Here is a 14,032-nt window from a genome sequence, read left to right as displayed (position 1 = left end):
GTTTGGCCTTGAGCGTCATGTGTAGATAACGACGCGGATCAGTGCGCCGTTTCTAAATCACGATATTCAGCATCCTCGCCAGACATATGCTGGGTCCTCTGCTGATTCCTGGGTCTGGCCTTGAGCCGGTTGACCTGGAGACGCGCAAGCAGCATCAGACTCAACGGACCGATCCACAACATCTTCAGTCCGTTCCAAATGCTCAACAGGACAAGCACATTGAGCCAAGCTGGGCCGCGATCATTGATGGCCTGTACCAGGATTGCAGCGATCAAGAAGTATGGGACCGCCAACAGCATCGCTGGCACACCCCATTTGAGACCGCGTGGGGTGCGGATCGCATCAAGCAGGATATTGGTCGGCATGTACCGACGCAGAAAACTTCGGGTAAGGACGCTTCCAGTCCAGAGCAAGCGAATCACGATCTCGTTCCTCTCCATCGCACAAACAACTCCGACGAGGCGATGCGTTGAAGAGTGACCTCGAAGGTCTGCCACGAGTGGCGCGTTGGAAGGAGTATCCGCCTCTCTCACCAGGATACGACGAAGCACTGACGGGAGGGAAGCCCAAGACCTTCTTGGCCTCAGAGGCCGAGGGCTCGATTGACCTGTCGCAGCTGTTCACGGTGTGGAGGTTGCTCGACGGCTGCTTGGAGTTGCGTGACGGCAGCGTGTGCGCGGGCATAGTCAATCTTCTGTGCAGTGCGCTCAGGCACTGGGCCAAGTGGATCACTGCTGCTGACCTGGTACCGGTCGCGGTAGGCAGCGATGACGCGTGCACGCCGCCGCCAACCAATCATCATGTGCTCGTTCTGACGTTGTGGGAGGAGCGGCTGCACCCAATCGGCAGTTTCATCGACAGCTTGGTCAACGAGTGCATCGGCGCGTTGCTCGATCAGCTCGTGTCGTTCATTGAGTGCCTGCCGCATTTCTGGTCTCATGGTTCCGTCGGCGTGTGGGATAAGTCCTGCGATCAGGCGTGGCTGTTTGCGGGCGCGTCCTGACCCTGCTGGACGAGCGGTGGCTTTGGCGAGTCGAGCGTGCAGCACCGAGGCGATGTCATCGGCATCTTCGACGCTGCGGGCTTGTATGAGGCGTGGCAGGAGCCGATCCACATCGTGGTGATTCGCTTCCGCTCGTCGCAACTCCGCCGATAGTGCACCGTATGCATCGGAGACAAGCACGTCTTCAGACTGTTCAGGTGTGAGGCCACTCTCCTGTAGCAAGGTCGCCCAGCGGTCGTATTGGGCGGCTTGCGCGATCGTCTCGTACTCCGCCGCGAGCTGCGCGATCGAGCCCCACTGCTCCTGCTCCGCCGTGATGGTTTCACGGGCGGAGAGTTCAGCACCGACGTGTTGCATAACTCCGTAGAGCACGGACCTGGCAGTGGCATCGGCGTTATCGCCCGGGTGGGGCTGACTATGCACATCATCAAGTTGGTCTACGGCAACATAAGCGTGGTTGGCGTTGCGGCCACGGGTCATCGCGACATAGAAGTTCTCCCGCGTCGTTGTCGCAGTCACAACCGTGTGCGCGGTGTCAGTCGTGATTCCTTGCGCCCGGTGTGCCGTGACGGCGTAACCGAGATCGACATGCTCCGCCGCATAGGCGGCAGGGAGCACAATCGCGCTGCCGAATGGTCGTCCCGCTGCTCGAACCGTGAGGGAGCCATCATTGCGGACCCGGGTGATCTTCCAGCGCGCACCGTTTCGCACCCACGTGTCCTTGGTACGAAGTCGCCGATCGTTGCGACGTGTGATGATCGTGTCCCCAGCCCCCGCCAGCGAACCGTCAGTCAAACGAACTTCGCGATCCACCTTGAGGGTGCCGTCGAGGATGAGGTCAGCGCGGGCACGGTTGTTCAATGCGGTGACGGTCTCATTGGTCTCCGCGATCAGCACCGACACCAGGCCAGCGTTCGTGTCTGCACGCCAGGCCGTATAAGCGGCATCTGTCATGGTGTCTTCTTCACCGCCGTGGACGCGGTCGTGGAGGGTGTAGGTGTCGATGATGTCGGTGCGTCCGTGCCGGAGATCAAGGGAAGCGGTCTTTTCCCACTCGTTGGTGAATCGGTGAATATCGACCAGCTCGGGCGCATCGTCGCGGTCACCGACCAGGAGTGAAAATGCGCCACCTGCGTCGACGGATTGCAGTTGCGCGTAGTCGCCCACAAGCAGCGCCTTCGCCCCTGCTTTCTCAGCAAGTGCCGTGATGCGGTCCAGCGAGTGGGTGCCCGCGAGGGAGGCTTCATCAATAATGACCAGCTGACCCGCAGTGAACGTGGTGGCGTGGGTGAGGTGCTTCTGCCACCACTTCGCCGTGTTCTCCGTAGCGATCCCAAGATCATCGGCGAGCACCTGCGCCGCGACCGCGGACGGTGCGAGCCCGACCACGGAACCGGCGCCATTTTCTTGTTCCCATGCTCGGCGGAGCGCATTCATGGCGGTGGTCTTGCCAGCACCGGCTGCCCCCACAAGCACATCAATGCCTCGTCCAGAGATCGCGATCGTAGCGAGTGCTGCCGCTTGATCCTCGCTCAGCATCCGTCCATCAGCATCGGGGCGTTGCGTGATCTGTTCAACCGTCGCAAGAGCAACAGTTGGTGCAGTAGTAGCGCGGGAGCGTTGCAGGAGTCGGTCTTCGGCTTCAAGCAGTGTTTCGGAGGAATAAACGGTGGAGTGCTTCGGTCGGAACCGACTACTCCCGTCGGCTCGTTGAAACACCACCGGGTTTGAAGCCAGCTCGGGTGGCGTCAGTCGGAGCGACGCGTTCTCGGCGGCATCGACCACCAGCCCGGTGATCGCTTCACGATCCAACATGGAGGCGAAGCGCCAGCCCATGAGTTGCCGGGAAGCCTCGGCGTGCAAGTTCCAGCGCCGCCACGTCGACCGCTTCTCACCCACGACCTCAACGACGCTCTGAGCGATCTCGGCAACGGTATCGAGGGGGACATCGTCAGCGCGTAACAGCATCGCAGGTGGGTTCACCGCAACACCTTGCGCCCAGCGGGTTGCATTTTCACCGAGCAGACGGGTTGCGCGGGTGCGCCAGTCTGTGGTGAGCTCTGACAGGGAGCGCACCTGCTTCTCAGGCCGGGTTGCAAGGGTTGCTTGCGCACGGAGTTTCAAGATCGTCGCCGTGGACGGCTGTCTGCCGTGCTTCTGCACATAGGCCTCAATGAGTCGGTTCTTCTCGACCTCAATATGGCGGGAACGGGTCGAGAATTCCGACACCAGAGTCTCGGGCACGGCGCTGATGGCCCACGCAGGGTTACGGTCGCGCCCCATATCGCGTGACTCCCACTCGACGCCAAAGGTGCGGGTCATGTGATCAGCGAACACCGCCTCATGCAGTTCTGAGAGTGCGACCACGGCGGCGTGCATAGGCCTGCCATCGAGGGAACGCCACTTACCATCTTGCGCCGTCTTGACCTTGTTTGATATCACCACATGCGTGTGCAAATGCGGGTCACCGGCGCGGGAATCGTAGTGATCAAATGCGGTGGCGATCACACCTGTAACATCGACTTGGGCTGCGGCTCCGTCGAGGCCGGTTGCCCCCACCCGTGTGGTCGCAACCTCGCGTTCGATGAATGCAACCATCTCCGCAATCGCCGCATGATGCGCCTGCGCGATCAACGATTGCGTCCCCGCATCCGCAACCGCCCACAGCACCGAAGCGGATTTCGGCACCGAGAACGTGTAGTCAAACCCCGCCACCGCACGGCGCGTCCCCCGCTCGGTCTCCTCGGCTTCGATCTGCGCGGCTTGTTCCGCACGGGCGGCGGGCGACAACGAAGCATCCAGTCCGGTTACGCGAGTCTCGATCCGCTCCGACACCGGCGCGAACGACTGATAGGCGCGTCCAAGAGGATCACCGGTGATCGGGTCTCGCCCCATCCCCACCAAGAGTTGAAGCTGCGCTTCGGACACCTGATCGCCGACCATGAGCTGCCCGGTACCGATCCCGGCAAGGCCTTGCCCGATCCATCGCCCAGGCGGTGACCCCTGCTCGGCGTAGTAGCGGGTCAACGGCGTAGAGAGCGACCGGTCACCATCACCGGACGCGACGGTCCTCAACAGATATTTGTAGCCGTCACCGGCAGACATCACCCGCACTGAAACCGTCATCGCCACTACCTCCTGAACGACAGGTAGGCCTCAGTGACCGCCCTCCTGTGGTTTCAAAAGTCAGAACGCGAAGCTCGCGCGCGCCTCTTCTGCAAGACGCGTGGTAGCTCATACGGGCGGTCTTAACAGTGAATCGTTCGAGGCTGCGAAGCGTGGCTTCAGGGCACTGCGTTCGCGAGTGGGCGAAGGAGAACGATGAAGGATTGGATGTGTTCGTGGTACACCTGAATGGCGACCATTCCAGCATCAAGCACCGAGTAGCTTCGGACGGAACTCACCGATCTGTCGGAGCCCTAAAAGCACGATTCCACGAGTGGGCGGCGGCGTGTCGGGTCGTTGATTTCCAGGCGCAACGGCGATCATGCGTAACTGAGCAAGGCACAGAAAGTGCACTCCGCCAGTCACGGCAATTTACTGCAATCGCTCACCACGCACACGTTGCGTGCACGCAACTGGAGCGGTCTGCTAGTCGATTTCGCCAACGGGGTCGCAGTAAAGTTTTGCGTTGTGTGTGTCCTGAGCCAAGGAAGAAGTGCGTCACCGAACTACTGCGACGGGACACTGCGAATGCTGGAGTAATGCTTGGGTCACTGACCCGAGGATGAGCGTGCTGAGTGGGCTGCGCCCACGGGTGCCGGTGACGAGAAGGTCGGCCTCGCGGCTTGCCTCAGCGAGTTTCTCGGAAGCTTCTCCCTGAACATGTTCGATCTGCACAGAGACACCATTGAGTTGCGTTCCTCCGAGCACCTGCTCGACTTTTTCATCTGTATCGCCGTCATGCTTGTGGTGCACGTGCATCGCAAGCACACGTCCATCGGTATCTCGGGCATGTCGCATGGCGAACTCGAACGCATGTTTGCTCGGCTCGGAGCCATCTATCCCGACAACGATGAGTCCTGTGCGAGGGGTGTGCGGGTCACGAACTACCACGACCGGTCCGCTGGCGTGGCGGGTGACATGCTGGCTCACAGACCCGTTGACCATGCTCTGGAGCGGGCCCTGCGTTCGCGCGCCGAGCACAGTGAGATATGCATCCTTGCTTTCACGCACGATAGCTTCTCCCGGAGAGTTGAGCACATTCGTGACTGAAGTCCGTGCAGCCTTTGCGTTAGCAAGTAGCTGGTTCAACTCGTCGGTGACGTAACCCGCCTGGAGGTGCTGAGGCGCATCAGCTGCTCCACGCACATGCAATGCTGAAACCAGCACATGGAGGGGGCGAGAAAGTTTGGCAGCGATGTTGTCGGCCCAGTTCAGAGCAATTTTGCTGTGGTCCGATCCGCCGTAGCCGAGGAGGATCGCGCCTTCTGGTGTCGTCATGACCCAACCCTAACATAACGTGAATGTTTCAAGCATTCGGCGAGAGTGCCCCAGCGATGCATCGTTCGCGATCGAAGACCTACCGTAAGAGTTCCCGGTTTTCGACAGGGTCAGCATCCCTCATGAAGAGTGTGATGAGGGCGCGTATTCGAGTGGCAGCGCCAGGATGACGTTCTTGAGCCTGACCTGCTTCGAGAGCGGCAGGAGTATTGAGAGCAATTGGGCAGTGGAAGGCAGCAGGCTGGAGGCGTTTTCTGCTCCGGAATCGTTGAGCGTTTCCCGCACTGCCATTGCATCCATGTGCGTCCCGTTCTGGATGCTGATGAGGTAGCTGGGCAACACCTCGGTCGGGTTTTCGGCGGCTAGCGTGTATTGACCCGTGTCGCGGTATGCGGCGACGATGAAGCGGCCGACGGTGTAATCGAGCAGTGATGCATTCTGACGCCCCCAGGTTTCCCCTGAGATCCGCTGCATCTCGTTAATCTCATGGTGCCACTCTTGGGGTTCTGCCTCAGAGGCGAGCAAAAACACCACTTTCGTCATCATAAGATCCTGAATGAGTGCGTGATCCTCCGTGGCGTACGGATGTAATGTCACAGGTTCCGCCTCCTTTGCGTTCATCAAGCAGTCGGCATGAGTTGCCGCACCCGAACTACTTGGCGGCCACCCTTCGACCCACAATCAACCTTACCCTTACGTAAGTGTTAAGTTGTAAGAGCTGCTGCTGTTCACGGGATCGATGCGACCTGGGGTCGCCTTTCCCTGCGCCGTATTCGCGTTGACGAGCATGCTATGCACTCGTCACACCAAGGGGGAACGATCAAGCAGAGTTGGTCTAAACAGCGGCGACGCGACGGCATGAGGTCGCGCTGGGCAGCGACAGTCATCGCAGGTGGATTGATCGCTACCATGACGGTACCCGGGCAGACTGCGGGGCTGTCGGTATTCACGGACCCGCTTATTGAGGAACTGAGCACCAGCCGGACAGCGATCTCACTGAGCTACCTCATCGGCACATTAGTCGGCGCAGCGTGTCAGCCCCTCATCGGTAAAGCGTCAGACCGATGGGACATCCGAAGGGTGATTATTGGGATCGCGGTTGCGTTCTCGGCAATTTTGTTCGGCTTGAGCTTCATTACCGACATGCTTGGCTTGACCATCGGCTTCGTCGGAGTGCGCATGGCCGGCCAAGGTGCACTCAGCCTGGCTGCAACAACTGCCATTTCACGCGCCATCACTCATCGCCGCGGGCTTGCCTTAGGGGTGTCGGCAGCGCTCGGTTCAGCGGGCATCTCGCTTGCTCCGATCGGGTTAGAGCGACTCATCACGACTGTGGACATTCAGGGGGCCTGGCGCTGGGAAGCCCTCGCGGTGCTGGCGATCGTCATCCCCGCAGCCTTCTTCATCAAAACACCGCCATCACGCAAGGGCCTTTCTAAACACTGGACTCCAGAGCGTGGGTGGACGCTTGCTGAGGCCCGGCGCACCGGAATGCTCTGGGTACTCTCGGCCGCCGTCGCGGTGTCATCAATGCTGACGACTGCCCTCGCATTTCACCAGATCGCGCTGCTCGGCGAGCGAGGGCTCAGCCCACTAGAAGCCGCGGCAAACTTCCTCCCGCAAACCATTACGACCCTGCTCGCAACGCTGGTCGTCGGCGCACTCATCGATCGCGCCGACCCACGCATTTTCGTGATCGCCGCTATGGCCGCCATGTCTGCCGCACTGCTCCTCGTGGGGGTAGTGACCCCAGGTTGGAGCGCGGTGTTTTATGGGCTCGTTCTCGGCACTGCCGGTGGTTGTCTGCGGGGCATGGAAGCGGCCACCTTTGCGCGGTTCTACGGCGTAAAGCATATCGGCGCGATCCGTGGGCTCTCGACGGCGTTCTCCCTCGGAGCATCAGCATTGGGACCCTACATGCTCGCACTTGGCGTGGAGCTTGATGGTGGGTTCACCACACCGACGGCACTGTTGAGCGCGATCCCGGTAATAGTCATCATTGCCACAGTGATTGTCCGCCCGCCGACGCACTCAGATGGGGTGCGACCGCAATAGGTCTAGTACTCCGCCAGCTTGCCGATGAACTCGTCCGCCTGCGCAAGCTGCTCGGCCAGCCGTGCACGGCGCTCGTGCGCGTCGTCGCGGAAGCGCTCGATCGCCTCTTCAGAATCCCTTGATCCGCCGTCTGCCCGTGCGTCGATGACTTCCAGCAGCTCTGCCATCTGCTCCAGTGTGTAGCCCAGTGGTTTCATACGCCGGATCAGCATCAAACGAGTCAGATCCTCAGCTGCATACAGACGGTACCCGCCATCACTACGACCTGACGGTACCACAAGCCCAATCTCGTCGTAATGACGGATCGTCCGCTGAGAAAGCCCTGTCAGCTCAGCCAACTCTCCAATGTGGATCAAGCGGTCACCAAGCATGTTCACGTCCTCACATTCGCAGCAACCCTCACGTTGCGGTAGGGTTGTGTTGTGTGTCTGACTCTCGCCGGAATGTGCTCCCATCGCCTCCTAGAGTTTCAGACCTTCCGCTCAGCCTACATCGACGAGAACATGCCGAAGCTGAGCCCACTTTACTTGGAGTCGGTAGTTTGGCGCGCAGCGCTGTCGCACGGCTTCCAGCCCATTACTTGATCACCAAAAGGCGAACAACACCGCCTTGCTCATCGAATAGGAGCCATTCTTGGCCACTCGCACTCATACCGCCCCGGATTCGGGACCGACACCCGAACAGCGGCAGTCCGTTCTTCGTACGCTCAAGTCCCCGCGTCTACTCAAAACAGAGGTCCTAGCCGGGCTCGTCGTAGCCCTCGCCCTCATTCCAGAAGCCATTGCGTTCTCGCTCATCGCCGGTGTCGACCCGCGTCTGGGCCTATTCGCGTCATTCACAATGGCAGTGTCCATCGCGTTCCTCGGTGGTAGACCAGCAATGATCTCAGCGGCTACCGCCGCAACAGCCTTGGTGATCGCGCCACTGGTGAAGAGCCACGGCGTGGATTACTTCATTGCCGCGGTGATTCTCGCCGGAATTTTCCAAGTCATTCTCGGGCTGATTGGTGTTGCCAAACTCATGCGTTTCATCCCTCGGTCAGTCATGATTGGGTTCGTCAACGCGCTCGGCATTCTCATCTTCATGTCTCAACTGCCAGAGCTCATTGGTGTGCCCTGGCTCGTGTACCCGCTGACCGTCCTCGGCCTCGCAGTTATCTACCTGCTCCCACTGCTCACGAAGGTTGTTCCTGCTCCGCTTGTGTCTATTGTGCTCGTCACTTTAATCGCAGTGGTATTCGCATTGAATGTGCCTACTGTCGGCGACAAGGGAGACCTTCCCGAGTCGCTGCCCTCGCTGTTCATTCCGAATGTGCCTTTCACGTTTGAGACGCTTCAGGTCATCGCACCCTTCGCACTGGGCATGGCCCTGGTCGGTTTGCTCGAGTCGCTCATGACGGCAAAGCTTGTCGATGACATCACCGACACCAGATCGAACAAGGTCCGAGAGTCTTGGGCCCAGGGGGCCGCAAACATTATCACCGGCTTCTTCGGTGGAATGGGTGGCTGCGCGATGGTTGGTCAAACAATGATTAACGTCAAGGCGTCTGGCGCTCGGACCCGAATCTCGACATTCCTTGCGGGCGTATTCGTTCTGATTCTCGCTGTCTCACTCGGCGACATCGTAGCGATGATCCCCATGGCCGCATTGGTCGCGGTAATGATCTTTGTTTCAATCGCCACCTTCGACTGGCACAGCATCAAGCTTTCCACGTTGAAGATGATGCCAAAGAGCGAAACTGCTGTGATGCTTGTCACCGTCATTCTGACGGTCTGGACGCATAACCTCGCAATCGGCGTGGTCATCGGCGTGATCGCCGCAATGATCGCGTTTGCGCGACGAGTCGCACACCTGGTCACCGTTAAACGAACCATCGAGGAATCGGATAGCGTTCAAGTCGCTCGCTACGAAGTCAGCGGCGAACTGTTCTTCGCATCCTCAAACGATCTATACACCCAGTTCAGCTACATCGAAGACCCCGATCACATTGTGATCGACATGCGAAACTCACACCTTTGGGACGCCTCCACGATCGCCGCACTGGACTCGATTACCGCGAAGTATGAACGGTATGGAAAGAACGTTGAGGTGGAGGGCCTAAATGACGCTAGCCGTTCAATGCGTGAACGCCTCGGCGGGAAGCTCGGGGCAGGTCACTAAATCCAGGCCTGAATATACGAGCTAGGGTGCAATAGTGATCTCGCGCTTAGCTGCGAGGGGTTTTCATCCTGTTATGGCGAGAACACGGACGATTCAACGTCCAGTCGGTCCGGTTGCGTATGACTGTGTGAAAGTGATTATCGTGCGTGACGGGAGTGCGCTGCTGTTTAGTGAATTTGGGCAGCGGATTGTCACGGTCGGTGATGTGGTGGTGTTGAACGCGAACGTGCTCTGCGGCAGTGAACCGGAAGGTCACATCACCACGACAACGATCTACCTTGACACTGATTATGTGATCGATCAGGTGTTCTGGCAGCACGCTTGGCTGCTCCGTGATCGCCTGGATGCGCAACGGTTCACCGAAGCCGTCTACAGTGAACCGTCTCAAGTGCTCCGGCTCGGTGAAGACCGAACTGGCATGTTGATGCCGTGGTTGGACGAGTTGGTCGCGCGCAGCATCGACGGCGGGTTCGAGCATAATTTCCATCGCATGCAGGCGCTCTGGTTTGCAATCGCTGATGTGGTGACCCCGTTCATCAATGTCTCCCCGGTACGCCAGAGCCCGACACAGCGGGCTCATTCCCGTCCGACCCTGCCGCGGTGCCGACGATTCGCACCGGTCAGGGACGAAGCCCACGAGACCCGCGCGACTCTGGCAAGTGACATCGCCGCGAACTGGACGTTGGGTGTCTTGTCGGCCCGGGTGCATCTGTCGCCGAAGCAGCTCTCACGGGTGTTCACTGAGACCTATGGCAAGACGCCGCTGGCATATTTGACCATGCTTCGGGTTGAGGAGATGGCGCACCTGCTCCGAGAAACTGACATGACGATCGACGTCGCTGCTCGTAGCGTGGGTTGGGCCAGCCGTAGCCGCGCCAATGAGGCATTCCAAGAGTGTGTGGGCATGACGCCGAGTGCTTACCGGCGGATGCACCTGGCCGGAGAGTGACCGGGAACGGAACATCGCTGGTGTCCTTCGGGACGACTTCTCCGACACCGCGCCCCGGTGCAGGTTTTTGCTGGTAGGACGGTAAGGACTGTCGGGTTCGAGATTGTTCCTGGCGGTCGTCCCGCACTTTGACTTCCGTCTCGTCGCTCAGGTGATCCCGGCGCACCTGGTAGTCGCAGGCCATGCCTAAACCCTGGCCTGCGGCCACACAGGTTTCTGGGAGAGGCGGACACGATGGCGAAGAAGTGGGAGGAAGTACGAACAGCGCGTGAGGCCAAGCTCGACGGGCTCCAGGAGCGTTTGACCGGTGCGGTCGAGACGTTGGTGTCTGGGGCTGATTGGCAGCGTGCCATGAATTTTGCGGCCAGGTTTAGGTCACGCAGTTTTAACAATACGTTATTGATCTGGTCTCAACATCTCGATGCGTTCGAGTCAGGCCGTGTGCAGGCGGCGGAGCCGTCGTATGTGGCGGGGTTCCGGCAGTGGCAAACCCTGGGCCGTCAGGTGGATAAGGGCCAATCCGGGTACATGATCTATGCCCCGGTCACGGCGCGGTTCGCTTCTTCAAGCCCTGCCGATGCTGCGTCATGGCAACGTTTGGAGCCGGGCGAGAAACCCCGTCCCGGCGAAGTCGCCCGCTCAAAGATCGTCGGGGTAAAACCCGCCTACGTATGGGATGTCTCGCAAACCTCCGGAGACCCCATTCCCGAACGCCCCACACCAGTGCTGTTGGAGGGTGAAGCACCCGAGGGTCTGTGGGACGGGCTCGCGACTCAGGTTGAGGCGCGGGGTTTCACGGTGTTGCGGGTGCCACATGAAGGCATGATCCACGGCGCGAACGGACTCACCGATTACACCGCGAACACTGTCGCCGTGCGGGAGAATATGCCGCCTGCGGCGCAGGTGAAAACTCTCGCACATGAGCTGGCGCACGTGATCCTTCACGGGCCGAATAATCCCGATGCGAGCGGCCATCGCGGTATTGGTGAGGTGGAGGCCGAATCGGTTGCCCTGACGGTGGGTGCCGCGCACGGAATGGACACCACCGGTTACACGATCCCGTACGTGTCGGGCTGGGCGAGCACAGTGAAGGACTCCTCCCCGGTAGAAGTTATACAGGCCACTGGTGAACGAGTGCGTAAGGCCGCGACCGAGATTCTCGATCATCTCGATACCGTGCAGATCGGTGCCGGTGACCCGCCCGGCTTAGTGCGCGATGTGACCCGGCGTGAACAGCCCAAACGGGAGGTCCCTGGCCCGCTGCCCGAGCCGTCGCAGTCGGGTGCAGGCAGGCGTGAACCGGTGAGGGGGCTATGACATGGCTCCCGTGTTCGACTTCCTCGCTCGTGCCCAACAGCTGAGTCTGGCAGATGCAGCGAGGATGCTGGCAGAGTCGGGGGTGCCGGTGTTTCCGTGCATGCCCGGTGAGAAACGGCCACTCACGAGGCGCGGCTTCCATGACGCAAGCACCAACCCGAAACAAGTGTCGGCGTGGTGGCGGCGGTGGCCTGCCGCGAACCTCGCCATCCCCACTGGCCCGGCCTCTGGGATCGAGGTCGTGGATGTCGATGTTGGCTCTACCGGTTCCGGGTTCCCTGCGTTCCAGGGGGCACGCCGGGAAGGGCTCGTAGACGGTTGGGCTGCGCTGGTGCGCACGCCCTCTGGCGGGTTGCATGCCTATTTCCCGGCCGATGAGTCGCGAGAGCAGGCGTCGTGGCAGGCCCCGACCGCGCATATAGATTTTCGTGGCAGCGGCGGATACATCCTCGCGCCACCCTCACGAGTGCTCCAGTCCGATGGTCAGTTGCGTCCGTACGAGCTACGAAGCACGGGTCTTGTCGAGTCTGGGCCGGTGGATGCGGGCCGGTTGCGGAACTTTCTCGATCCTCGACCACCGGTCCCGCACGGCAAGGGAACTTCGCATACGCGCTCCCGGGATGTGCAGCGGTTGGGCCGGTGGGTCGCCGCCCTCGGTAAAGGGGAACGGAACCGTGGCCTGTTCTGGGCCGCGTGTCGTCTCGCCGAACACCACACCCCGGTGGCCGACACGCTCGCGGTGCTTGGTCCCGCGGCAGAGCACGCCGGGCTGGGAGCGCGGGAGATCGCGACGACGATTCGTTCTGCTTACCGTGCCACCGATCCCGCTGCTCGCGAACCAGCAGGCAGCGATCCGCCACCTTTTCGTGGTTCTGTGCCGCAGCAGTCTTTGGGGCGGGTGATCGCATGACGACACCCATGTTTCAGCGGCGTGGTGGACGCCTCGCGGTAACTACCGCTGTGGCCGGGACGATCCTGATCGCCCTCGGCGCGTTCTGGCTGTCGTTCACCGCACTGGCGGACCTCGCCAGGCGCAGCGGGATCAGTGAAGGGCAGGCGTGGGCGTGGCCTTTGATCGTAGACGGAATCATCGTGGTCGCCACGGTCTCTGTAGTGGCATTGGCCGGGCAACGATCCGCGTGGTATCCGTGGATGCTGCTGACGGCGGGTGCCTTGGTATCAGTGACCGCGAACGCGATACATGCGGTGATCGCCGCCGACGCCGACGTACCCCGGCTGCTTGCCGCCTCCGTCGCCGCAGTGCCGCCGCTGGTGCTACTGGCCATCACCCATCTCACCGTCATCCTCACTCGGCCTATCCCTCCGGGCGAGATCTCGGCCACTACTCAGACCGAAGAAGCCTTCGACGGCGCGAACCTGGACGGCCACGATGACGAAGCCTGCGGGGGCATACTTCCCGAACTCCCCATCGCTACAAAAGCAACGCCCATCGGCGATGCGGTGGAATTACGCCCCGATCTGGGTGAGCGTGACCGACGGGAGGTCGCTGCGGGCTTGCGTGAGGACGGCTGGTCGAACAAGCGCATCGCCAAGCATTTCGGTGTGCATCCCTCGACGGTGGGCCGCTGGCTGCCCCAACCATTTTCCGTCACGAATGAACAGGAGACATCACCATGAATACCGAAAACCCGCATCCCACAACTATCCAGCCGCGTATCCCTGCCGACGCACCCACCGCAGTGGAGACACCGCCCGATACGGACGTGTCCGCTTTGGCGCATCGGGGCGATCCATCATTGAAAAAGGTTTCGGCGACGGCGAGAGGGGTGGACCGGTTCGATCCGCGCAGCGTCTCCTGGGTGCGCATGTCCGACGCCCTGTCTGCTTCGACCGCACAGCTGGCGGGGCGCGGTATCAGTTTCGAGGCGGAACTGCACCGCCGGATCAGACAGCTCCCGGTGCAGACCGTGGCAGCGTCGCGGACGGCGATCTCCAACCGGTCACACCGGCTCCCACCGATCACCGCATTTGGTCACTCCCGCTCGCACGTGATGCAGGGGCCAGCACGGTCGGGTGTGGGGATGGCCCGGTGATGAGTCATGACGAGCATCACGATCGCGCAGGCCCCCAGGCGGTGGGAACCG

12 protein-coding genes are annotated in these 14,032 nt (G+C 60.8%); 7 read left to right on the top strand and 5 right to left on the bottom strand.

Annotated features, from left to right (window positions below):
* Nucleotides 1-38: 38 nt before the first annotated feature.
* The 4 genes from FB468_RS03055 to FB468_RS03040 form a co-directional block, all read right to left on the bottom strand.
* Complete coding sequence (locus FB468_RS03055; RefSeq protein WP_246055717.1) at nucleotides 39-422, bottom strand: sulfate permease; 384 nt, start codon at nucleotides 420-422, stop codon at nucleotides 39-41.
* A 161-nt stretch (nucleotides 423-583) separates the two neighbouring features.
* Nucleotides 584-4,129, bottom strand: coding sequence for a MobF family relaxase (gene mobF / locus FB468_RS03050; protein WP_141886041.1), 3,546 nt, complete (start codon nucleotides 4,127-4,129; stop codon nucleotides 584-586).
* Nucleotides 4,130-4,666: 537 nt separating this feature from the next.
* On the bottom strand, nucleotides 4,667-5,446 hold the full coding sequence (locus FB468_RS03045) for a universal stress protein (protein WP_141886040.1): 780 nt from the start codon (nucleotides 5,444-5,446) through the stop codon (nucleotides 4,667-4,669).
* 120 nt (nucleotides 5,447-5,566) lie between these two features.
* Entirely contained in the window at nucleotides 5,567-5,989 is a 423-nt protein-coding gene (locus tag FB468_RS03040; RefSeq protein WP_141886039.1) for a hypothetical protein, read from the bottom strand.
* 366 nt (nucleotides 5,990-6,355) lie between these two features.
* Between FB468_RS03040 and FB468_RS03035 the strand changes: the two genes are divergently transcribed.
* Nucleotides 6,356-7,501, top strand: a complete 1,146-nt coding sequence (locus FB468_RS03035) for an MFS transporter (RefSeq protein ID WP_141886038.1) — start codon at nucleotides 6,356-6,358, stop codon at nucleotides 7,499-7,501.
* 2 nt (nucleotides 7,502-7,503) lie between these two features.
* Here FB468_RS03035 and FB468_RS03030 read toward each other — a convergent pair whose 3' ends face one another.
* On the bottom strand, nucleotides 7,504-7,872 hold the full coding sequence (locus FB468_RS03030; RefSeq protein WP_141888089.1) for a MerR family transcriptional regulator: 369 nt from the start codon (nucleotides 7,870-7,872) through the stop codon (nucleotides 7,504-7,506).
* Nucleotides 7,873-8,134: 262 nt separating this feature from the next.
* On the opposite strand from FB468_RS03030, the gene FB468_RS03025 reads away from it, so the two are divergent.
* The 6 genes from FB468_RS03025 to FB468_RS03000 all read left to right on the top strand — a co-directional run bounded on the left by FB468_RS03025 (nucleotide 8,135) and on the right by FB468_RS03000 (nucleotide 13,981).
* Nucleotides 8,135-9,661 carry a SulP family inorganic anion transporter gene (locus tag FB468_RS03025; protein ID WP_141886037.1) on the top strand — a complete coding sequence of 509 codons (1,527 nt, stop codon included), beginning with the start codon at nucleotides 8,135-8,137 and terminating at the stop codon, nucleotides 9,659-9,661.
* Between the two features lie 73 nt (nucleotides 9,662-9,734).
* Nucleotides 9,735-10,610 (top strand): helix-turn-helix domain-containing protein, encoded by an 876-nt coding sequence (locus tag FB468_RS03020; RefSeq protein ID WP_141888088.1) that lies wholly within the window; start codon nucleotides 9,735-9,737, stop codon nucleotides 10,608-10,610.
* 234 nt (nucleotides 10,611-10,844) lie between these two features.
* Nucleotides 10,845-11,927 (top strand): ArdC-like ssDNA-binding domain-containing protein, encoded by a 1,083-nt coding sequence (locus FB468_RS03015; RefSeq protein WP_141886036.1) that lies wholly within the window; start codon nucleotides 10,845-10,847, stop codon nucleotides 11,925-11,927.
* A 1-nt stretch (nucleotide 11,928) separates the two neighbouring features.
* A complete protein-coding gene (locus tag FB468_RS03010; RefSeq protein WP_141886035.1) occupies nucleotides 11,929-12,837 on the top strand; it encodes a bifunctional DNA primase/polymerase in 909 nt (302 codons plus the stop codon).
* Nucleotides 12,834-13,565 carry a DUF2637 domain-containing protein gene (locus FB468_RS03005; protein WP_141886034.1) on the top strand — a complete coding sequence of 244 codons (732 nt, stop codon included), beginning with the start codon at nucleotides 12,834-12,836 and terminating at the stop codon, nucleotides 13,563-13,565. Before FB468_RS03010 ends, FB468_RS03005 begins: the two co-directional genes overlap by 4 nt.
* Nucleotides 13,562-13,981, top strand: a complete 420-nt coding sequence (locus tag FB468_RS03000; protein ID WP_141886033.1) for a hypothetical protein — start codon at nucleotides 13,562-13,564, stop codon at nucleotides 13,979-13,981. The genes FB468_RS03005 and FB468_RS03000 overlap by 4 nt, the downstream gene beginning before the upstream one ends.
* Nucleotides 13,982-14,032 lie beyond the last annotated feature (51 nt).

Source organism: Leucobacter komagatae, assembly GCF_006716085.1.
In the GTDB taxonomy this organism is placed as follows: domain Bacteria; phylum Actinomycetota; class Actinomycetes; order Actinomycetales; family Microbacteriaceae; genus Leucobacter; species Leucobacter komagatae.
This window is presented reverse-complemented; position numbering and strand designations above follow the sequence as displayed.